Raw genomic sequence first — 19,283 nt, forward strand, 5'->3', positions numbered from 1 at the left:
TCCCTAGACTGGAGCCGTGGCAGGACGAATCCGGGAGAGCGACATCGCCGAGGTCCGCGATCGCAACCGGATCGACGATCTCGTCTCGGAGTACGTCGCCCTGCGCAACGCCGGTGGTGGTGCGCAGAAGGGGCTGTGCCCGTTCCACGACGAGAAGACCCCCTCGTTCAACGTGCGCCCCAGCCACGGCACGTTCCACTGCTTCGGCTGCGGCGAGGGCGGTGACGTCATCGCCTTCCTCATGAAGATCGAGCACCTCGGCTTCGTCGAGTCGGTCGAGCGGCTGGCCGACCGCTCCGGGGTGCAGCTGCGCTACGAGGGCGGGGCGCCGCCGAGCCAGCGCGACCGCGGCACCCGCGCCCGCATGGTCGAGGCGCACCGGCTGGCCGCCGAGTTCTACGCCGAGCAGCTGCGTTCGGAGAAGGAGGCCCGGCCCGCCCGCGAGTACCTGGCCCAGCGCGGCTTCGACGAGGCCGCCGCGGCGAAGTTCGGCTGCGGTTTCGCGCCGAGTGGCTGGGACCGGCTGACGAAGGTGCTGCTGGGCAAGGGCTTCGAGCTCGAGGAGCTGATCAAGTGCGGGCTGAGCCGGGAGGGCCGGCGCGGTCCGATCGACCGGTTCCACCGGCGGCTGGTGTGGCCGCTGAAGGACCTCTCCGGCGACGTGGTCGGCTTCGGCGCGCGCCGCATCTTCGACGACGACCCGATCGAGGCCAAGTACGTCAACACCTCGGCCACGCCGATCTTCAACAAGTCGCAGGTGCTGTTCGGCATCGACCTGGCCAAGCGGGAGATCGCCAAGCGGCGCCAGGTCGTGGTCGTCGAGGGCTACACCGACGTGATGGCCATGCACATGGCCGGTGTGCCCACGGCCATCGCCTCCTGCGGCACGGCGTTCGGCGATGAGCACGTCGCGGTGCTGCGGCGGCTGATGATGGACGTCGACTACGGCAAGGAGCGCAGCTTCCGCGGCGAGGTCATCTTCACCTTCGACGGCGACGAGGCCGGGCAGAAGGCCGCGCTGGGGGCGTTCGAGGGCGAGCAGGAGCTCGCCAGCCACACCTACATCGCGATCGGCCCGGACGGGATGGACCCGTGCGAGCTGCGCGAGTCCAAGGGCGACAGCGCCGTGCGGGATCTGGTGGCGCGCCGCCGGCCGCTGTTCGAGTTCGCCATCCGCAGCCTGCTCGGCAGCTACGACCTCGACTCGGTGGACGGTCGGGTGGAGGCGCTGCGCCGCACCGTGCCGCTGGTCGCCCGGATCAAGGACCCGGCCAGCCGCGACGGCTACGCGGTGAACCTGGCTTGGTGGGCCGGCTGGAGCGACGAGAACCAGGTGGTGCGCCGCGTCCGGGAGGAGGCCGGCGCGCCCGCGAAGAAGCAGAGCCCCCCGCGGCGGCGGCAGCGGGAGCAGAACCAGCAGAGCCTCGGCCTCGAGGCGGACCTGCCGCCGAAGCCGCCGCGGCACGACCCGCGGTGGACGCAGCGGGAGACGGTGAAGGCCGCGCTGCAGGTGCCGGCGCTGGCCGGCCCGCCGTACGACGCGCTGCCGGCCGAGGCGTTCACCGAACCCGCCTACGCCGAACTGCACCGGGCGATGCTCGCCGCCGGCGGCTGCGGTTCCGGGCTGGGCGGTTCGGCGCTGGTGGAGGCGGTGTCCCAGCACTGCGAGTCGCAGGTGGCCCGGTCGCTGCTGACCGAGCTCGCGGTGGAGACGCTGGAGATCAACTCGGTGGAGGACCCGCGGTACGTGCACGCGCTCGTCGCGAGGTTGCAGGAAACCCTGGTGAGCAGGCAGATCGCGGACATCAAGTCGAAGGTGCAGCGGATGTCCCCCGTGGACGAGCCCGAGGAGTACAACCAGCTCTTCGGCGATCTCATCGCGCTCGAGGGGTACCGCAAGTCGTTGTTGGACCAGGCGATGGGTGGCGGAGTGTGATGTCCCGCCTGCGGCGGCTGCTGACCCGGTTGACCGGTGGTCCGCGCGTGCCGGACGAGGTCCGCCGCGCGCTGGAGCACGACGAGCGCGTGCTCGCCGCGGCCGAGAGCCCGGAGGGCGCGGCCGTGGCGACGCAGCGCGGGTTGTGGCTACCGGAGCGGCGGCGCGTGGGCTGGCACCTGATCAGCAAGGCCACGTGGGACGCGGGCAGCCTCAGCCTCGTCGAGGCCGAGGAGATCGCCACCGCCGACCAGGCCGTGGTGCTGCGCGACCACCCGCCGCGGCGGCTGCGGCTGTCCGCCCCCGGGCGGGTGCCGCAGGTGGTGCACGAGCGGGTCACCGGTTCGATCCGCTCGCGCCACCGCCGCGACCTGCCCGGCGGCGGGGCGTGGGTCGTGCAGCGCAGGGTGCCCGGCCAGGACGGCGTCGTGCTGCAGGTCCGCGGTGATCCGGGCACCGACGAGCAGCTGGTGACCGCGCTGGCGCGCGAGGTCAGCACCCGGGTGCGCAGTGCCGAGCAGGAGGGCGCCGAGCAGGAGGGCGCCGAGCGGGGCGATCCCGAGCGGGGCGGGACCGCGGCCGAGTGAGCGGGCGTCGACGGGGCCCGCGCCACCAGATACCGTACATCCGTACGGTTCGAGTGCGAGGTGGCGATGTGGGATCCGGGGACGTACCTCTCCTTCCAGGACGAGCGGGACCGGCCGGCGCGCGAGCTGCTGGCCCGCGTGCCGGCGGAGCGGCCGCGGCGGGTCGTCGACCTGGGCTGCGGCGCCGGCACGCTCACCGGGGAGCTGGCGCGGCGCTGGCCTGACGCCGCGGTCGAGGCGTTCGACTCCTCGCCGGAGATGGTGGCCGAGGCGCGCTCGCGCGGGATCGACGCGCACGTCGGCGACGTGCGCGCGTGGGAACCCGGGCCGGACACCGACGTGGTGTTCTGCAACGCCGTGCTGCACTGGGTTCCCGGGCACGTGGAGCTGCTGCGCACGTGGCTGGACCGGATGCCGAGCGGGTCCTGCTTCGCCTTCCAGGTGCCGGGCAACTTCGGCGCCCCGTCGCACGCGCTCGCCCGCGAGCTGGCGGCGCAGGAGCGGTGGCGCGAGCGCCTGGCCGGAGCGGTGCCCGGCGAGGACGTCGTCTCCGATGCCGTCGACTACGCCGACCGGCTCACGAGCGGGAGCACCGCGGTCGACGCGTGGGAGACCACCTACGTGCACGCGCTGCGCGGGGACGACCCCGTGCTGCGCTGGATCAGCGGCGCCGGGCTGCGACCCGTGCGGGCGGTGCTGGGCGAGGACGAGTGGGCGCGGTTCACCGCGGAGCTCGCCCCGCGCCTGCGGGCGGCGTACCCGCGGCGGGACGACGGGGTGACGTGGTTTCCGTTCCGCCGCGTCTTCGCCCTGCTTCATCGGATGTGACCTGCGATTTCGCAGGTGCGTAGCGGGAGGGGAGGGGGTGGGTGAGATCCTCCGGTGCGGGTGCGCTAAGGTGGACGACGTCAGCGACGGGGAACGGAGCTGGCGACGAAGAGCAGAACAGCATTCCTCCGTAGCTCAAGGGCAGAGCATTCGGCTGTTAACCGAAAGGTTGTTGGTTCGAATCCAACCGGAGGAGCTCTGGTGGAGCCCGGGCCGCACGGCCCGGGCTTCTTCGCGTTCGCCCCGCGGTCCGGTGCTCGCGTGACCGTCGCCACCCCTGGCGTCATGCATCTCGCAGAGCGCACGCCGCGCCTTCGGCGCGCGCGCCGCGGGTACTAACGTCTCCCCGGCACGTGTGCGGCGACCCCGGGGATGAAGCCATGCAGCCGTTCTACCTGTTGTTGGTGTGCCCGGCCGTGGCACTGCTCGGCACACCCTTCCTGCCGTTCGTGAACGCGCCCGCGCTGTGGTTCGGCCTGCCGTCCGTGGTGGTGTGGGTGTGCCTGTGGTGCGTGCTCACCAGCGGCCTGCTGGCGTGGGTCCTGCGCCGCGAGCACGGCAGCGGCGACGCACCCCCGGCCGAGAACGCCGCCCCGGCCGACGCGGGCGCGAACGGGGGCGAGGCGCGGTGATCACCACGGCCGTGGCCGGTGTGCTGCTCATCGGCGTCGTCGGACTGCTGGGGAGGCGCAGCGGCGGTTTCGACCTCGCCGCGTGGACCGTCGGCGGACGCCGGTTCGGCAGGGCCGCCACGTTCCTGCTGCAGGCCGGCGAGATCTTCACGACCTTCACGTTCCTCGGCATGTCGGGGCTCGTGCTCGGCGGTGGTGTCGCCGCGATGTACATGCCGTCGTACCTCGTGCTCGGCTACATCGGCATGTTCCTCGTCGCGCCGGTGGTGTGGCGGCTCGGCAAGGAGCACGGGTACGCGACGAACTCCGACTACCTGCGGCACCGGTTCGCCAGCCCGCTGCTCGGCAGGATCACGGCGGTGCTCGCGGTCGTGTTCTTCCTGCCGGTCATCCAGGTCCAGCTGATCGGGCTGGGAACCATCGTGTCGTTCATGACCGGCGACGGATCGGCGGGCACGCTCAGCATCGTCATCGCGATGGCCCTGGTGCTGCTGTTCGTCGCCTGGGCCGGGTTGCACGGGGTGGCCACCACCTCCTACCTCAAGGACGTGCTCATGGTGGTGGCGCTGGTCGTCATCGGCGTCGGCGTGTTCCTGCACTTCCTGCCGGAGGGCGGGCTGCGCGGGGCGGTGCTCGCCGGAGGTGCCGACCTGCTCACGATCCACCCGACCGGCGAGTACGGCCGGCTCTGGTACACCTCGAGCATCCTCATCAGCGCGATCGGCTTCGGCAGCATGACGCTGCCGGTGAGCTGGCCCGCGGTGCTGTCCGGCAGGTCGGCGAGGGCCGTGGCCACGAACCACGTCTACCTGCCGCTGTACACCGTGGCCGTGGCGATCCCCGTGCTGCTCGGCTTCTACGCCGTGGCGCACCTGAACCTGGGCGAGGGGCAGGAGGACGCCGCCCTGCTCGCCCTGGCGCAGCGGAGCCTGCCGCCGTGGCTGCTGGCCGTGGTCCTCATCGGCGGCGCGGCCTGCGCCATGGTGCCCGCGGCCGGCGGGCTGATCGCCATCTCCACGCTCGTGTCCAGCAACCTCGTGCCGCAGGCGACCCCGGCGCAGGCGCGGCTGCGGATCAGCCGCGCGGCGGCCGCCGTGGTCGCGGTGCTCGTGCTGGCCCTGACGCTGGGCCGCCCCGACCTCATGGCGAACCTGTACCTGCTCACCTACGGCGGTCTGGCCCAGCTGGCCCCTGCCAACCTGCTGGGGCTGCGCCGCGGTGCTCCGGAGCGCGGCGGTCCGGTCGGGGCGGCCGCGGTCATCGCCGGGATCGCGGTCGGGGAAGTGGTCGTGCTCGTGCTGACCGCGGCGGGGATCACCCCGCTCGGCATCAACGCCGGGGTGCTCGGCCTCGCGGCCAACCTGCTCGTGCTGACCGCGGTCGCGCTGACAGCGCGGGCGCGGCGCCCGCGGACGGGCGACCGCACCCGCAGCGCGGTGGCGGCCGCGTCCGCGCCACCGGCCGCTCCGCGGGCGGCGGATGAGCGTTCGGCGGAAAGATGATCTCCATTCCGCTCGGCCGGCAATTCGCACTTGCGCGGAAATGATCGAATTGCGCGGGCCCTTTCGTTCCGCGCCGCCGCGCGGCCTGCGGGAACACGCCGAGTGCGCGGTGTCATGCGGGACGGAGCCGCTCGCCTGCTAAGATCACGAGCAGCAACGGTGCAAGGTCCGAATGTCCGAGCCTGAACTCCGCTCATCCTGAACCGGCCGGGTCGTGGCCGGTCGACCACCCGGAGACGGGGCGGTCGGGTCGCCGAAGATCGCTTCCGCGCGCAGGGCGCCGGGGATGCTCCGCGTCTTCGCGGTCATACCGGAACGCCTGCGCACGAGGCGCGTTTCGGGTGAACGGGGTCGCGCACCCCGGGGGTCGCGGCGGAAGATGGGCGGTGCCGTCGGCGCCGGTTCCACGCACTCCGGCTCCCGGTGCTCGGGCACCGGGCGCCGGGAATCGGTCGTTCGGATCAGCGAATGAAACTGATTCGTTATGCGTTGCGCGCAACGGCACACCGCCGCTGGGTCGTCTCGTCCGGCACAGCGGTATTCGGGTTCGGGGACTGACGAAGGACGGGGGTAGTCAGATGTCGGCACCAGGAATCGGGAAGCACCCGCACATTTCCCTGCCGGACTGGTCAACGGTGGAGAACCTGCCGAAACCGGTCAAGGCACTCGTGTACGTGCTGCTGCTGTCGGTCGGCACCGTGGTCGCCATCGGGGCGCTGCTGACCACGATCGCCATCATCGGCCAGCTGACGGGTGCGTTCAGCGTGTTGAGCTTCGTGGCCTGAGGATCGATCCGAGCGGAGCCGGCGCGTCGTGCACCACGGCGCGCCGGCTCCGTGCGTGTTGCATCCCTCGGCGGATCCCGCGCTGCGCTTCGGCGGGTCCGCGCCCAGGGGTTCGAACATTTCTCGTGGGGGGTTCCCGACCTCGGTCAGGTGAGGTCCTTGACAAAGGGGGCGGTCGTGCGCGCCGGATGTGCGGTCTCCGCGGTGCCCCCGTGCGCCCGGACCCCGCGGTCGTCTTCCCCGGTGATCTCGCTACGATCGGCCCTGCCGGGGCAGTAGCTCAGCAGGTCAGAGCAGCGGACTCATAACCCGTCAGGTCGTCGGTTCAAATCCGACCTGCCCCACGTTTCCCCAGGGAACAGAAGCATGGGAAAAGCACGGCAAGATCATCACCACACTTTTCCCATACTTTACCCCTCGAAGCGCTCCACGCGGCTCAGCGCGTCGCCCGCCCGGTGGCTGCGGACCCGGCGGCCCGTGCGGACGTCCTGGGTGGTCGACACCTTCGAGTGGCCGAGCTGGTCAGCGATCTCGCGGGCCGAGAGGCCGGCCTCGTCGAGGACGGTGGCCACCGAGCGGCGGAAGGTCCGGAAGGTCACCCAGGGATAGCCGGCCGTGGCGCGGAAGTCGCGCCATCGGGCGAGGGTGTTGGCCTTGTCGCGGAGCCCGCCGGCGGTGTTGGGGAAGACCGGACCGACGACCCGTTCGGGCAAGATCCCGAGCTCGTCGGCGAGGCGTTCGCGGCGCCGCCGGAGCATGGTCACCAGCCACGAGGGCAGTGCCAGGATCCGCTCGGAGACCTCGGTCTTGCCCTCGTTGATGATGAGTCCGGTGCCCTTGGCCCTGATCACGTTGCCGGGCCACTGGGCCGTGCCGCCGTCGAGGTCGAGGTGGTGCCAGTGCACCGCCAGGGCCTCGCCGGTGCGGTAGCCGGTGCCCGCGTACCACCGGACGAGGTCGGGGAGGTCGTGCTTGGCCGCGAAGTCGCTGCTGCCCAGCTTCTGGAGCAGGTCCTTCATCTCCTCAGCGGTCATCGACCGCGCTGCCTTCTTCTTGCCTTCGAGCGAGCTCATGTGCCGGACCGGGTTGAGCTCCAACGCCCGGTACCGGACGGCCAGCGCGCAGATCCCGGAGATGATGTTGCGAACGGTCCGGGTGGAGTCGACGCTCCAGTTCGTCCGAACGGTCTGGCAGACCTGCTCGACGCGGTACACCGTGACTTCGCGGAGCCGCAGCTCGGCCATGGCGGGCAGAACGATCGTCCGCAGGCGCCCGCGGTAGGTGTCGAGCGTGGTCGGTGATCGGGTGCCCTCGGTGACCCCGGCCTCGACGTCCGAGATCCACAGCTCTGCCGCTTCCTCGAACTTGGAGCCAGGCGAAAGACCCGATGCCTGGACAGGGGTGAGGCGGTCCCGAAGATCCTGCTTGAGCTGCCGCTCCGCCTTCGTCGTCGCCGTCGTCAACTTCGATGTGTTCGAGGTCGGCCAGATCGAGCAGCACGTCCCCGTCCTCGATGTCCTCGGGAATCTCCTGCTCGGTGTCGATGTCGCGGGTGTCGTCGCCGGTGGCTCCGGCGAAGAGGAGGTGCAACTGCTCGGCGAGGTTGATGGCGTCGAAGGGCTCGAACCGCTGGAAATCCAGGCTCACCAACCCCGGCTTGAGGGTGCGCGACCGAGGAGACCGAGCTCATCGGCAGCACCCAGGTGCGCCACCCCGCTGATGGCAGTCTCATGGTCAAGGTCGATGCGAGCGTATTCCTGTCCGGGCCGAGCAATGAGCCGGTGTGGGTGCCGGCGTACTACATCGACGTGCATCCGGTGAGCAACGTCGAGTACGCGCGGTTCGTCGCCGCGACCGGTCACAGCTCGCCGCAGCACTGGACCGGCGGCACGTATTCGGCCGAGCTGGCCGAGCACCCGGTGGTGTTCGTGACGTGGAAGGACGCCGCCGCCTATGCCCAGTGGGCCGGCAAGGAGTTGCCGAGTGCGCAGCAGTGGGAGAAGGCCGCCCGCGGTACCCGCGGCACGGTCTATCCGTGGGGTGATCAGCCCACGCCGGCCAAGTGCAACATGCGCGAGAGCGGCATCGGGGCGAGCACGCCGGTGGACCGGTATCAGAGCGGGGCGAGTCCGTACGGGGTCTACGACCTGTGCGGCAACGTGTGGGAGTGGTTTTCCACCGCCTCGCGCCCGGGCCGGCGGGAGCTGCGCGGTGGGGCGTGGACGAGCCCGTTCGAGCGGGCCACGCCGTCCTCGTTCAACGACGCCGCCGAGACGATGTGCGACGACGACACCGGGTTCCGTTGCGTCGTGACCGCCGAGGAGATGGAGCGCCTGCTCAGCCGGTAGGCGCGACGGCCCCGGCGCTACCGCGAGCGCACGTACCGCACCACGCCGGCCACGAGCAGGCCACCAGCGGCGACCAAGCACAAGATCGATAGCCACACGTAGCTGGAGGGGAGCAGCGCGGCGATCAGGCTCGCCACGGCGGCAGAGCCGATGAGCGCCTCTCCCTGCAAGCGGCCACGGTCCATCACTCGCGCAGACTACGTGGCATCGGTGCCGTCGTCCTTGCTCAAGCGGTGTGAGGTTCCCAGCGCAGGCGGTGCGCGATACGCGATTCCTCACCACCACGGGTTCGTGTTCCGGCACCACGCGCAGAACTCCGCGTAGGTGGCGCACCCGGCCACCGCCACGACCCGATCCGGGTGCGCGTCCCGCGTCTCACCGGCCAGCCGCCGTTGCCAGTGCGGCAGGCCGTAGATCTGCACGAACGCCCCCTGCGGCCACGCGAACACGTGCAGCTCCCTCCGCTCGCCACACCCCCTCGATACGGACACTTAGCACAGAAAGGACACGTGGAGAGTGGCGCGTGCTCGACGTTGAGAACAAACTGGACATACAGGCCGAAGAGGGATAGCAGGTCATGCAGGCTGCCGAGGCCAAATGCCGCCCTACGCTGCGGCTATGAGCAAGCGGCTGATGTCCTCCGGAGAGCTCGCCGACGAACTCGGCCTCTCGCGTCGTTCCATCAGCCGCTACGCCGATGAAGGACTCATCTCCATCGCACTCGTCACCCCGGGCGGCCGCTACCGCTTCGATCTCGACGTGGTCTCCGAAGAGCTGCGCCGGCTCGCGCAAAAGCGCCGCGAAGACCGCGAGAAGTAGCCCAAGCCTGCACACCGGTGCCGGCAAGCCCGTCCACCTGAGGGCTCAAGGCCACTCGATGCAGTCAGCGTGGTTCGGTCGGGCGGCGCCATCGCCGCACTGGCGATAAGCGTCGCGAACTGCTGGGCAGCGAACCGTGGGAGGTGCTGGCCTACCTGCGCCGCCACCCGGCACGCCGGCCCGAGGACGCTGCTGCCGAGGGGCGCGCGGCGCTGCTGCTGCTCGCCGAGCTGCGCTGGCAACTGCTGGAACACGAACAGGCGCAGCTGATGCGCCTGGATGATCTGCCCACCGACGTCCGACCGAGCAACGCCGAGGTCGGCGCGCTGCTCAGCCGTGGCGGGATGCACCGCCAGAGCGTCCGCGACCGCCGCGACCGCAATCAGGCTCTCCTGCGCCAGGGCTGGGGTACCGAACACGACACCCGCGCAGCCCGCGCGGCCGACCGCGCACGCGCACACCAGGTCGCCACCGAAGAGCAGCGCCTGGCCGCAGCCGCCGAGCACCTGCACGCCCTGCGCGGCCGGCTTCTCGCCGCGGCCGGCGAGATCACCGGAGTTTCGGCAGACGTGCGCGACTGGCTCGCCGAGGTCGACCGCGATCATCGCGAGCAGGATTGCTCCCGACAAGCCCTGGTCGTGCTGGGTCTGGCCGCCGCGGCCCTGCGCGCCGAGGTCGGCTCGCACCTGCCCGAGACCGTGCGCGAAGTCTGCGCCGCCATCGCGCAGCTACGGGAGGCCGTGCGGTAAGGGCCTCTGACAAATGCGCTCCGCGGAATTGCTATACACATCGCACACGCTGAGCATGCTCATGAATTTTTTTCGTCATCGTACTCGGTGTCCTGGATCAACCGACAGGCCAACGTCACCAAGAGTATCATCGCAACCGCTGAAAGAATTCCCCAGAAATAGCCAAAATGATTGAAAATAAATAGCGCTACTAAGGGTACTATCACCTGCAGTGCTATCGCAGTTTTTCTTGAAATGTTTCGGCTACCCTGATGCACAGAGGGCTTCAGTGTGTGGACCGCAGAAGTTATTCCTTGCTGAAATAGCAACCGACCCCCTCTAGCCATAGGATCACTCCTTGAGTGCTTTTTAGGTGCATCGCTACTTATGCAACGCAACAGCTTAACACTTTACCGTACACGATTACATGATCACAAGACAAAATACAGGGACGCCTGTTTGAACAGGCGTCCCTGTAAAGTTTGCCGGCATCATCGGGGCCCTTGTCCGCTAGGTGTCATGAATCATGACCCTGCGCCAATCCCTATTCCTACGAGCGCCCTTCTCAACAGGAAATTAACCGGTCCGGCAAAAATGCACCCGCTTCTAGCGGCCGATATGACTTCATCCTGAGTTGGGATCCTTTGCTCGAAGGCTAACTTGTCAGCCAAAGTTACAGCTATATTTTCGACCGCACCGATAGTGCAATATGCACCTAGAGCGATAAGAGTGCCCACTGCGAAACCCGCAATGAAGGGTATCGGAGGAGCCAACCCCGTCGGATCGCTGCGGTTGATGGGGTCGCCGAAGGCGTAGGTGTAGGGGTTGAGTTCTTGCCCGCTGGGGTCGGGTTGGGTGAAGCGGGCGTGGTGCGGGTGGTAGTAGCGGTGGCCGAGGTGGTAGCGCCCGTGGGGGTCCTGGAGCATGCCGAGCCAGCGCAGGGGGTTGTCGAGGGCGGCTTGGCCGGTGGGGGTGGGCTCGCCGTAGGGGGTGTAAGTGTAGGTGCCGGCGACTTGGCCCTCGGGGGTGAGCAGGGCGTGGACGGTGCCTTGCGGGTCGGTGTGGGGGATGTGGCGGGCCCCTGCGAGGGTGTCGACGGTGATGAGCCGGCCCTCGGGGTCGCGGACGATGGTGGTGCGCACCCCGTCGCGGGTGTAGGCACCCAGGCCCAGGGCGGTGTGGGTGTAGGTGTCGTGGATCGTGCCGTTGGCGGTGCCGTAGAGCCCTTCCAGCAGTTGGGTGGCATCGGCGGTGGCGTAGGCCAGTTCGGCCAGCCGCCCTTCGGGGCCGGCGGTGCCGGTGAGCTGGTGCGTCGGGCTGTACTCGGAGACGACCTGCTGCTCGTCGGCGGTGAGCTGCCCTGCCCGGTCGAAGCCGAGGCGGGTGGCATCGATGTGGGTGTATTCGTCGGCGGCGTTGATGGTGAAGGTGTGCTCGTTCGTGCTGGTCAGGTTCGTGGCCGCGTCGAAGGTGTAGGCATAGGGCCCGGCTTGGGCCAGCCGGTTGAGCCCGTCGTAGCTGCACAGCGTGGGCTGGCCCGTGGGATGGGGGCTGAACCAGCCGGTGATCTCGCGGATGAGGGTGGAGTCGTCGCCGGTGTCGGTGGCGTAGCGGTAGGTGCTGCGGTCGAGGAGCACGTTGGCGGCATCGCGGGCTTCGACGGCGGTGACACGGCCGGCGGCGTCGTAGTCGGTGTGCTGATGGAATCCGCCGGGGTGGTGGGCGTCGGTGCGGCGGTTGGCGGTGTCGTAGTCGAAGGTGACCACGGCTCCGTCGGGAAGGGTCAGCGTCGTGCACCGATGCGCCGCGTCGTAGCCGTAGCGCACGGTGGCGCAGGGCTGTTGCAGCCAGGTGAGGTTGCCGGCCGGGTCGTAGCCGTAGCCGACGGTCTCGAGCACGTCACCGGTGGTGCTGCGCTGCGACTGCACCCCGCCGCGGGGTGTAGGTGTAGTCGACCCGCGCACTCGGTGATTGGGTGGCGGTGAGGTTGCCGTTGCGGTCGTAACTGCGGGCCTCACGCACGTCCCGGATCCCGCCGGTCACATCGGCAATCTCGATGAGCCGGTCGAGCAGGTCGTAGGAGTACTCGAGGACGGTGCCGGTGCCGTCAGTAACGGTCTCCGGACGCGAGAGCACGTCGTAGGTGTAGTGCTCCACCCCGCGCGGGTCCGGCGGGTGCACCGCGGTGAGCTGGCCCAGGGCGTCGTAGTCGTAGCTGGTCACCGCGCCTTTGCCGTCGGTGCGGGTGGCCACCGTGCCGTCCGGGTTGTAGGTGTAGGCCACGACGGTGATGCCGAGGTTGGCGTTGTAGGCCGACAGCAGGTTGCCCGCATCGTCGTAGTCCAAGTCGACCTGCATGCCCTGCGGGTCGATCACGGACGTGGGCTGGTAGGGGTGGTTCGTGTCGGTGTAGTCGATGGCCGTGGCTGCGCCGGTGGGCAACTCGGTGCCGATGAGGTTGTTCGTCGTCGCGTCGTAGTCGTACGTGACCGAGGCCCCGGTGGGGTCGGTGGTGGTGTTGACGTCGTGGTTGGCTGTCCACGTCGTGCCACGGGCGTGCCCGAGCGCATCGGTGGCCGCGATCTGCCGGTGCAGCGCGTCGAAGGTGAACGTCGAGGTGTTGCTGTTCGGGTCGGTCACCGCGGTGGTGTCGGTGCCGTAGACATAAGCCCAGGTGGCCACCGCGGCCCCGCCGGGCAGGGGTTCGTGCAACGCGGTGACCCGGTTGCTGGTGTCGTACTCGGCGGCCCAAGTGTGCCCGTTCGGATCGATGAGCTCGGTCAGGTTGCCGTCGGCGTCGTAGGTGAGGAACGTGGTGTTGCCACCGCGGTCGTCGAACCGCAGCAGCCGCCCGTCGGTGTCGTGCACATAGGCGCCGAAGACGTGCCCGGTGGGGTCTTCGATCGCCTGCAGCTGGGCCTGGGCGTCGTAGTGCAGCGTGGTGACCCGCCCGCGGGTGTCGGTGATCGTCTCCACCCGCCCGTCACCGCGGTGGGCGATGGTGATGGTCTGCCCGTTGCGGCAGGCCTGGCTCGTCAACAACCCGGAGCTGTCGAAACGCCAGACTTCGTCGTTGGCGTGGAAGACCAGGCGGAACGTGGTGTCGGGTTCGGTGTGCAGGGTGGCGTTGATGCCGGCCGGGCTGATCCACCCACCACTACCGTCCGGCAAGAACGAGGCATACCAGCCGGTGGGATCGACCAGGGTGCGCGCCCCGCCAGTATCGGCATACAGATGCGTGTCGAGCAGGCTGGCCCAATGGGTGCCGAAACTCGGCTCGATCGCCCCCGGCGGTAACACCGCCGGGGCCTGGGCGTTGAACGTGTGGTTCAGGTTCAACGCGAAATCGCAGCGCCCCTCGATGGTCAGGTCCCGCACGTGCACCACGAGGTTGCCCGTGGACAGGTGCACCAGCACTTCGATGCGATCCGAGATCGGATGGCGCTCCAGCGGATACCACGGGCGCACGCCGAGGAACTCACCACCACTGGCCTGCTGCGTGTGGATCGGAGCGGACATGGCGACACACACCTCCCAGGTGCGAAACAACGCGTAACAACGGAAAGTCGGGAAAGCGGGACCGCGTACCGGATGCTGTGGGAGCCGCTTCGAATCGGGCACTTCCTGCTCACCGCGGTGCGCGGATGGACGTCACACCGGTGTTGCCGTGCCTCCCGGCACCGTCAATCGAGGACGGAGATGGTGCCGGACAGTTCCAGCAGCCCGCCTTCGGGCCAGCCGCCGGGGATGGCCGGCACGCTCCAGGCGCGGTCACCGGCGTTGGGCCCGGCGATGGTGTAGCGGCCCAGCCGCACATCCCCGCGGGCCAGCGAGAACATCGGTTGCAGTCGCACCGCATCCGGGTGCAGCAGGGTCGAGCCCCACCAGTCGGCGTTGCCACCGCTGGTGGTCCACAGGTGGTTGTGCAGGTAGTGGTTGCGCTCCGGCGGGGTGCGCAGCCCCGGCGGGAGTTCGGACACGACCTGGCCCGGGCCGGCATCGAACGGCGGGCTGCCCCACCGGAACTCGCAGTGCAGGTGCAGCCGCTGGCCGATGCGCAGGAACCAGCCGCGGCGTTGCCCACCGGATCCAAGGTTGACCGGGATCTGCTGGGTGCCGGAAGCTCCGAGGCTGTACAGCGGCGGGGTGTAGGTCTGCCACTGGCCGAGCTGGGCTTGCCAGGCGGCGAAGTCGGCCCGCAGCTGCTCGTACTCGCGCCGCAGGGCGGTCAGCCGCTGGCTCGTGGGCTCGCCGGAGGAGCAGGTCGTGGCAGGGCTCATCACACCCACCCCGCCGACTGCGCCGCTTCCGGCTCGAGCTGCACCGTGCCCTGGATGACCAGGGTGCCGCCCTCGGGAAAGCCGCTGGCGATGTAGGGCACGCTGTTGGCGTTGTCGCCGGCCGTCGGCCCGGCGATGGTGTAAAAACCCAACCGCGCATCAACCTTGTTGAACGGAAACATCGGCTGCAGCCACGTCGGCGCGCCGGGGTGGATCAACGCCGAACCGGCCCAGTCCATGAACCCCTCGGTGCCACTGGTGGTCCACAGGTGCGTGTGCAGGTAATGATTCCCACCAGAGGCGGGTGTGCTCAGCCCCGGCGGCAACTCCGTGATCACCCGGCCCGGCCCGGCATCGAACGGCGGCTGGCCCCACCCGAACGCCACCCGCAGGTGCAACCGCTCACCCACCCGGATATACCAACCGTTCCGACTGCCGCCGGTACCCAGATTGACCGGGATGCGCTGGTCGCCGGACTGGCCCAGGCTGTCCAACGGCGGCGTGTAGCTCTGCCACTCGCCCAACTGGGCCTGCCAGGCCTGCCACTCGCTGCGCAAGTTTTCGAGGTCGCGCTCCAGCGCGGTCGCCCGCTGCGCACTGGAATCACCCGTCGGACATGTCGTCGTGGTCATGTCGCCTCCTCAGCAAGGCCACGGCCTCGCTGCACACAGGACACACGTATCCCCGTGGCGACGAGAACGTGGCAACACGCAGTGTCGTCAGAGTTCGATCAGCGCGGGCTGTCACACACCCGGTCAGACACCGCAGTGCCTGGCCTCCCACCAGCACAAAACCGTGACAGCACCCTAGCGAGGAGCGGTTGCGCAGCTCATCGAACCCACGACCGACCGTAGTCCTGCCCGCGGAAACGTCAACGCCACCCGGCCGCGAGTGCCCCACGGACCTGATCAGTCCACACACGACACTCCAACCGGCCTGGCCAGCCGAAACCCACCCCCGACACCGGCGCCACAAACGCCTGGCGATGCGGAAGAAAATCAACCGCATGGAGCAGCACGGCCCCGATACCCAGCTACGACAGAGGAGTCAATCATCGCTCGGGTAGAGGTTCGCCGTGGAAAGTCCGGAAGTGCACCGAACGATCCGACCGCTGGCACGTAACGACCCGTCCGGTCCGTGTACGAGCTGACCAGGGGACGCGCACGGTTGCTCCGCGTCTCGCCACCGTCGGCTCCATCGCCTGATAATGTGAGCGACCGACAGGAACCCTGGTCGGCTACGGGCGAGAGGACCGGTGCCACCCCGAGCTCTCACTACGCGGCGCTCAGCGGCGCCACGCAGCAGCCAACCGATCAGGCACCTGTCAAGCATCAGGTGAGACCGGGGTGTCAAGCATCTCCCGAGGCCGCCGTTGGGTGCAGCTGAACTACGCTCGCTTGCGGCTGGCAGCTGGGTCGCCGTCGAGCCTCGTAGGTGGCCCGGCGGGCGGCCGGATCCGTACGTGGCTCGGGTGGCCGCCGGGGCGCGCCGTCCAAGGAACGTGTGGTTGCGCTGCGCAGCTGGGTCCCCCAGGGCCACAACCGACGGGCGACCATGCTGTCCCGGGCGTGCTGGCTCGCCCGCTTGTGGATGCGTGGCGCAGAGAGCGAGACGAGCTCACAGGCCAGTACTAGTCAGTCTCCAACGGCTCGTCACGCTCGCCGTACCTTCGCTGCACGTACTCCTCGGCGACACGCAGTAGCGCGAAGACCCATACCAGGGCACATGCTCCGATGAAACCGTGGAGATCGAAGGAAATCTGAACGAGGACGACAGCCCCACCGAAAACCCCGCAGGCAGCAGCGTGCCACCTCCTGATCGTTCTCCTCTGCCAGGCCACCACTCCCGCAGACTAGGGACCTCACAACCGTGATCGGAATGGGAGCGCGGTCACTGGACGTCAACGTTGGCGAGGCCCGGTCCAACACGTCTGGCCCCAGGCGTCTGAGTTCCGGGTAGCGCTGGCTCACCTGCTTGTGGATGCGTCGCAGCAGGAAACGCAGGACCTAGTCCCGTTTCTTGAGGTTCCAGAGGATGATGCCCAACGCACACACGAGGCTCAAACTGCCCACGACCAGCCGCACGAACGGACTCACAGCTCCCTCGGAGGGGCCTCCCAACACGGGGAGAGCGGGGATGATCAACCCGCTACCGGTGAGCGCCATGCCCAGTGCAGACAATAGTTCCGCCCGGCGTCTGGCATTCATGCCGAGGCTCCTACGACTCAGCCTGCGGCTGATCGCTGTGTGCTCGGAGGCGTCGATTCAGGTAGAAGAGCATCGGGCTCAGCAGCGCCATCGCCACCAAACCCGCAAAGAGGCGCATCGGACGGTCCGCTCCCAGGGCCTGCAGCAGGATGGTGAGGAAGTACAGCACGAAGGCCGCTCCACCACCGAGCACGCCACCCCAGACTCGACCCCTCGGGAACTGTCCGCTCCTCGCACGCCCGGCCATACCCGTCACGCTAGGACACCACGGCCATGATCGGCATGGGAGTACGACCACCGAAGCGCGTCTAGGAGGCGGTGCGGTCGCGCTTGCTTCTACGGCTCGCCCGGATATTCAGCATGACCAACTATGTACTGCTCACCGAAAAAGCAAAACTCGAAACCGCAATCCTTCTTATTCGCCTTCCTCGGCGCCTGCTTTTCTAATTTTGCGCCATGGAGTTGTCATAAAAATTAGCGCGACCGCGATCAAAGTAACACCAGCCGCTAACCCAAAGGGCCGCCCTAGCCACCACCTCAAGATATTCATCGCTAGGGTTGCAATAAACATAAACACAAGGAAGCGGATGAGCTTCATCCGAGAAACCAGCGTCATTTTCGGTATAAATGTCCAATGAATTATACATCGAGAGAGCGGACATCACCATAGCACCATGTTAGTCCTGGTTGACATGGAAATGATCAGCTGACCAACCCCGCTCCCATGAGCACCAGCGCGCTTGCGAACAGCACAATCACCGACCACACGCTGCTGGGCGGCAGCACGAACATGTAAACGCTCAAGAGCATGACCGCGACGAGCCGCCACCAGTTCGTCGACGTCAGCGCTGCTGCGAGTCGCCGCACGACCGACCGCGGTCCTGTCCGGTGCGTTGCTCCCAGAACAACAGCGATGGTCAGCGCAGCAAGACTCGCGATCAAGAGCAAGCCCGCGGTCCGGTCCATCCACTCCGTCAGCCAGTCAGCGAGCACCAAATACACCGCTTTCGAGGTCGATCAGCGCCAGAATCAGGACTCCTCGATATCTGCGACGCCGAAACGAACGTGGCGCCGAGTGCGGACCCCCACACGGCGGCAAACATGTCGCACGATCCGTCAGGTCGTCGGTTCAAATCCGACCTGCCCCACCACTCATCCAGGTGAGAGGATTGCCGAGCGGGAGCGGCACGATCACCACCAGGTCTTTCCTGAGATCACCCCTCGAAGCACTCCACGAGGCTCAGCGCTTTGCCCGCCCGGTGGCTGCGGCCCCGGCGGCCCGTGCGGACGTCCTGGGGGTCGACACCTTCGAGTGGCCGAGCTGGTCGGCGAACTCCGACAGCTCGCTCCCCCGGTCCCGGAGGTCGGCTTCCAGCGGATCCGCCTCGGAGCCGGAGACCGGGCGCAGCGCTCCGCTCGGGGAGCGCGGAGGGCGTCAGTGCTGGGAGGTGGCGACCTGCACGCCGAAGCTGATCAGCACGACCCCGGTGACCCGGTTCATGGCCCTGCGGACGGCGGGCCGTTCGAAGAACGCGCGGGCCCTGGCCAGCAGCAGCACGTATCCGCTGAGCCAGACCAGGGTGAGTGCTGCGTGCAGCAGCACCAGCACCGACATCCCGACGTGCGGGGACAGCCCGGACGGCGCGAGCGTGGGCAGCAGACCGGTGTAGAAAACGGCGATCTTGGGGTTGAGGAGATTGCAGACCAGGCCGGTCCGCCACGGGTTGCCCTCCGGGGAGGACTCGGCCGGTGCCGGAGCCGCTGAGTGGCCGTGGCGGCTGTGCACCAGCGCTTGGACCCCGAGGAAGACCAGGTAGGCGGCCCCGGCCACCTTGACCACGGTGAAGGCCGCCGCGGACGCGGCCAGGACCGCGGCCAGCCCCACCACGGACAGCACTCCCCAGCCCAGCAACCCGGCGGTGATACCGCCGACCGTCCGCAAGCCGTCCTGCCAGCTGGAGCCGACGGCCCGCTTCGTCACCAGGGCCATGTCCGGACCGGGCACCACGGTCAGCACGGCCAGCACGCCGACCGCCGCGAGGAACTGCACGAGCACGGGACTCAGTCTCGCAGCCGCACCTCCGCGAGGAGCGGGCCGACCGGGCTTACGACCCCCGCGGAAGGGCCTCCGAGCGCAGGGCTCCCCGAGATCCTCAACGAGCTCCCGGTGAGAACCACGCCCAGCACGGCCAGCAGCTCTGGCAGGCGTTCGGCACCCGTCCCGGACGCTCCTGCGGCTCAGCCGGCTGCTGTTCCTCGGGTGGTTCAGCACGTGCGGGACAGCGGCGGGCGGGGGCACCCGTCCCATCCCACATGGACACCGCCGCCCCCGTCGGGGGCGGGTGCACTCGCCGCGAGTGCGGTGCTCGTGGTGGTCACCGACGGTGGCACGGTCTCCCCCCGGGACGCCGGTGCCGAGGAGCAGCCACTGTGGACGCTGTTGGTGCCGAGCGTCCTGCACTTCGCCGCGTCGCTGCTCGAGGTCGAGCACCCGGAGCGAGGGCCGTGCAGGAGGTTCCGCCACGGAAGTTCCTGCGTAAACGACCTGACAAGGCCCCTGCGGGTGCTCGGGCGGGAAGTACCTGAGCAGGGCATTTTTCGACCAGGTGTCGAGCCGAAAGCGACAGCGCC

The 19,283-nt window shown here is 68.7% G+C and carries 20 protein-coding genes and 2 tRNA genes; 11 read left to right on the forward strand and 11 right to left on the reverse strand.

All coding sequences use genetic code 11. From position 1 onward, the window contains the following. The first annotated feature begins 16 nt into the window (after nucleotides 1-16). The 8 genes from dnaG to ACVGV0_RS05660 all read left to right on the forward strand — a co-directional run bounded on the left by dnaG (nucleotide 17) and on the right by ACVGV0_RS05660 (nucleotide 6,614). A complete protein-coding gene (gene dnaG / locus ACVGV0_RS05625; protein WP_459158791.1) occupies nucleotides 17-1,936 on the forward strand; it encodes a DNA primase in 1,920 nt (639 codons plus the stop codon). Then, the gene (locus ACVGV0_RS05630) at nucleotides 1,936-2,523 is read left to right on the forward strand and encodes a hypothetical protein (RefSeq protein ID WP_459158792.1); all 588 of its coding nucleotides are present in this window, start codon (nucleotides 1,936-1,938) and stop codon (nucleotides 2,521-2,523) included. Before dnaG ends, ACVGV0_RS05630 begins: the two co-directional genes overlap by 1 nt. A 66-nt stretch (nucleotides 2,524-2,589) precedes the next feature. Continuing rightward, nucleotides 2,590-3,351 carry a trans-aconitate 2-methyltransferase gene (locus ACVGV0_RS05635; RefSeq protein ID WP_459159935.1) on the forward strand — a complete coding sequence of 254 codons (762 nt, stop codon included), beginning with the start codon at nucleotides 2,590-2,592 and terminating at the stop codon, nucleotides 3,349-3,351. Between the two features lie 124 nt (nucleotides 3,352-3,475). After that, nucleotides 3,476-3,547: transfer RNA gene (locus ACVGV0_RS05640), tRNA-Asn, on the forward strand. A gap of 184 nt (nucleotides 3,548-3,731) precedes the next feature. After that, nucleotides 3,732-3,983, forward strand: a complete 252-nt coding sequence (locus tag ACVGV0_RS05645) for a hypothetical protein (protein ID WP_459158793.1) — start codon at nucleotides 3,732-3,734, stop codon at nucleotides 3,981-3,983. Continuing rightward, the gene (locus ACVGV0_RS05650; RefSeq protein ID WP_459158794.1) at nucleotides 3,980-5,485 is read left to right on the forward strand and encodes a sodium:solute symporter family protein; all 1,506 of its coding nucleotides are present in this window, start codon (nucleotides 3,980-3,982) and stop codon (nucleotides 5,483-5,485) included. The genes ACVGV0_RS05645 and ACVGV0_RS05650 overlap by 4 nt, the downstream gene beginning before the upstream one ends. Nucleotides 5,486-6,063: 578 nt before the next feature. Next, nucleotides 6,064-6,270, forward strand: coding sequence for a hypothetical protein (locus tag ACVGV0_RS05655; RefSeq protein WP_459158795.1), 207 nt, complete (start codon nucleotides 6,064-6,066; stop codon nucleotides 6,268-6,270). Between the two features lie 269 nt (nucleotides 6,271-6,539). Beyond that, nucleotides 6,540-6,614, forward strand: a tRNA-Ile gene (locus tag ACVGV0_RS05660). Between the two features lie 66 nt (nucleotides 6,615-6,680). Here ACVGV0_RS05660 and ACVGV0_RS05665 read toward each other — a convergent pair. After that, the gene (locus tag ACVGV0_RS05665) at nucleotides 6,681-7,733 is read right to left on the reverse strand and encodes a site-specific integrase (protein ID WP_459158796.1); all 1,053 of its coding nucleotides are present in this window, start codon (nucleotides 7,731-7,733) and stop codon (nucleotides 6,681-6,683) included. A gap of 267 nt (nucleotides 7,734-8,000) precedes the next feature. Between ACVGV0_RS05665 and ACVGV0_RS05670 the strand changes: the two genes are divergently transcribed. Continuing rightward, nucleotides 8,001-8,618: a formylglycine-generating enzyme family protein gene (locus ACVGV0_RS05670; protein ID WP_459158797.1), complete on the forward strand. Its 618-nt coding sequence runs from the start codon at nucleotides 8,001-8,003 to the stop codon at nucleotides 8,616-8,618. A gap of 17 nt (nucleotides 8,619-8,635) precedes the next feature. Here the strand turns inward: ACVGV0_RS05670 and ACVGV0_RS05675 are convergent, their stop codons facing one another. Continuing rightward, a complete protein-coding gene (locus ACVGV0_RS05675; RefSeq protein WP_459158798.1) occupies nucleotides 8,636-8,806 on the reverse strand; it encodes a hypothetical protein in 171 nt (56 codons plus the stop codon). An 87-nt stretch (nucleotides 8,807-8,893) separates the two neighbouring features. Further along, nucleotides 8,894-9,067: a hypothetical protein gene (locus tag ACVGV0_RS05680; RefSeq protein WP_459158799.1), complete on the reverse strand. Its 174-nt coding sequence runs from the start codon at nucleotides 9,065-9,067 to the stop codon at nucleotides 8,894-8,896. Between the two features lie 169 nt (nucleotides 9,068-9,236). On the opposite strand from ACVGV0_RS05680, the gene ACVGV0_RS05685 reads away from it, so the two are divergent. Both ACVGV0_RS05685 and ACVGV0_RS05690 read left to right on the forward strand, forming a co-directional pair. Further along, nucleotides 9,237-9,437, forward strand: a complete 201-nt coding sequence (locus ACVGV0_RS05685; protein ID WP_459158800.1) for a helix-turn-helix domain-containing protein — start codon at nucleotides 9,237-9,239, stop codon at nucleotides 9,435-9,437. A 143-nt stretch (nucleotides 9,438-9,580) separates the two neighbouring features. Further along, nucleotides 9,581-10,186 (forward strand): hypothetical protein, encoded by a 606-nt coding sequence (locus tag ACVGV0_RS05690; RefSeq protein ID WP_459158801.1) that lies wholly within the window; start codon nucleotides 9,581-9,583, stop codon nucleotides 10,184-10,186. 503 nt (nucleotides 10,187-10,689) lie between these two features. Here ACVGV0_RS05690 and ACVGV0_RS05695 read toward each other — a convergent pair. The 8 genes from ACVGV0_RS05695 to ACVGV0_RS05730 form a co-directional block, all read right to left on the reverse strand. Then, entirely contained in the window at nucleotides 10,690-12,129 is a 1,440-nt protein-coding gene (locus ACVGV0_RS05695; protein WP_459158802.1) for an RHS repeat-associated core domain-containing protein, read from the reverse strand. Then, nucleotides 12,065-13,684, reverse strand: a complete 1,620-nt coding sequence (locus ACVGV0_RS05700) for a DUF6531 domain-containing protein (protein ID WP_459158803.1) — start codon at nucleotides 13,682-13,684, stop codon at nucleotides 12,065-12,067. The genes ACVGV0_RS05695 and ACVGV0_RS05700 overlap by 65 nt, the downstream gene beginning before the upstream one ends. A 164-nt stretch (nucleotides 13,685-13,848) precedes the next feature. Next, nucleotides 13,849-14,445 (reverse strand): hypothetical protein, encoded by a 597-nt coding sequence (locus ACVGV0_RS05705; protein WP_459158804.1) that lies wholly within the window; start codon nucleotides 14,443-14,445, stop codon nucleotides 13,849-13,851. Then, nucleotides 14,445-15,077, reverse strand: coding sequence for a hypothetical protein (locus ACVGV0_RS05710; RefSeq protein ID WP_459158805.1), 633 nt, complete (start codon nucleotides 15,075-15,077; stop codon nucleotides 14,445-14,447). Before ACVGV0_RS05710 ends, ACVGV0_RS05705 begins: the two co-directional genes overlap by 1 nt. A gap of 1,585 nt (nucleotides 15,078-16,662) precedes the next feature. Beyond that, nucleotides 16,663-16,821, reverse strand: a complete 159-nt coding sequence (locus tag ACVGV0_RS05715) for a hypothetical protein (protein ID WP_459158806.1) — start codon at nucleotides 16,819-16,821, stop codon at nucleotides 16,663-16,665. A gap of 274 nt (nucleotides 16,822-17,095) precedes the next feature. Next, nucleotides 17,096-17,320, reverse strand: coding sequence for a hypothetical protein (locus tag ACVGV0_RS05720; protein WP_459158807.1), 225 nt, complete (start codon nucleotides 17,318-17,320; stop codon nucleotides 17,096-17,098). A 34-nt stretch (nucleotides 17,321-17,354) separates the two neighbouring features. Next, on the reverse strand, nucleotides 17,355-17,645 hold the full coding sequence (locus ACVGV0_RS05725) for a hypothetical protein (protein ID WP_459158808.1): 291 nt from the start codon (nucleotides 17,643-17,645) through the stop codon (nucleotides 17,355-17,357). Nucleotides 17,646-18,087: 442 nt separating this feature from the next. Next, entirely contained in the window at nucleotides 18,088-18,708 is a 621-nt protein-coding gene (locus ACVGV0_RS05730; protein WP_459158809.1) for a LysE family translocator, read from the reverse strand. Between the last annotated feature and the right edge of the window lie 575 nt (nucleotides 18,709-19,283).

The organism is Salinifilum ghardaiensis (assembly GCF_054491345.1).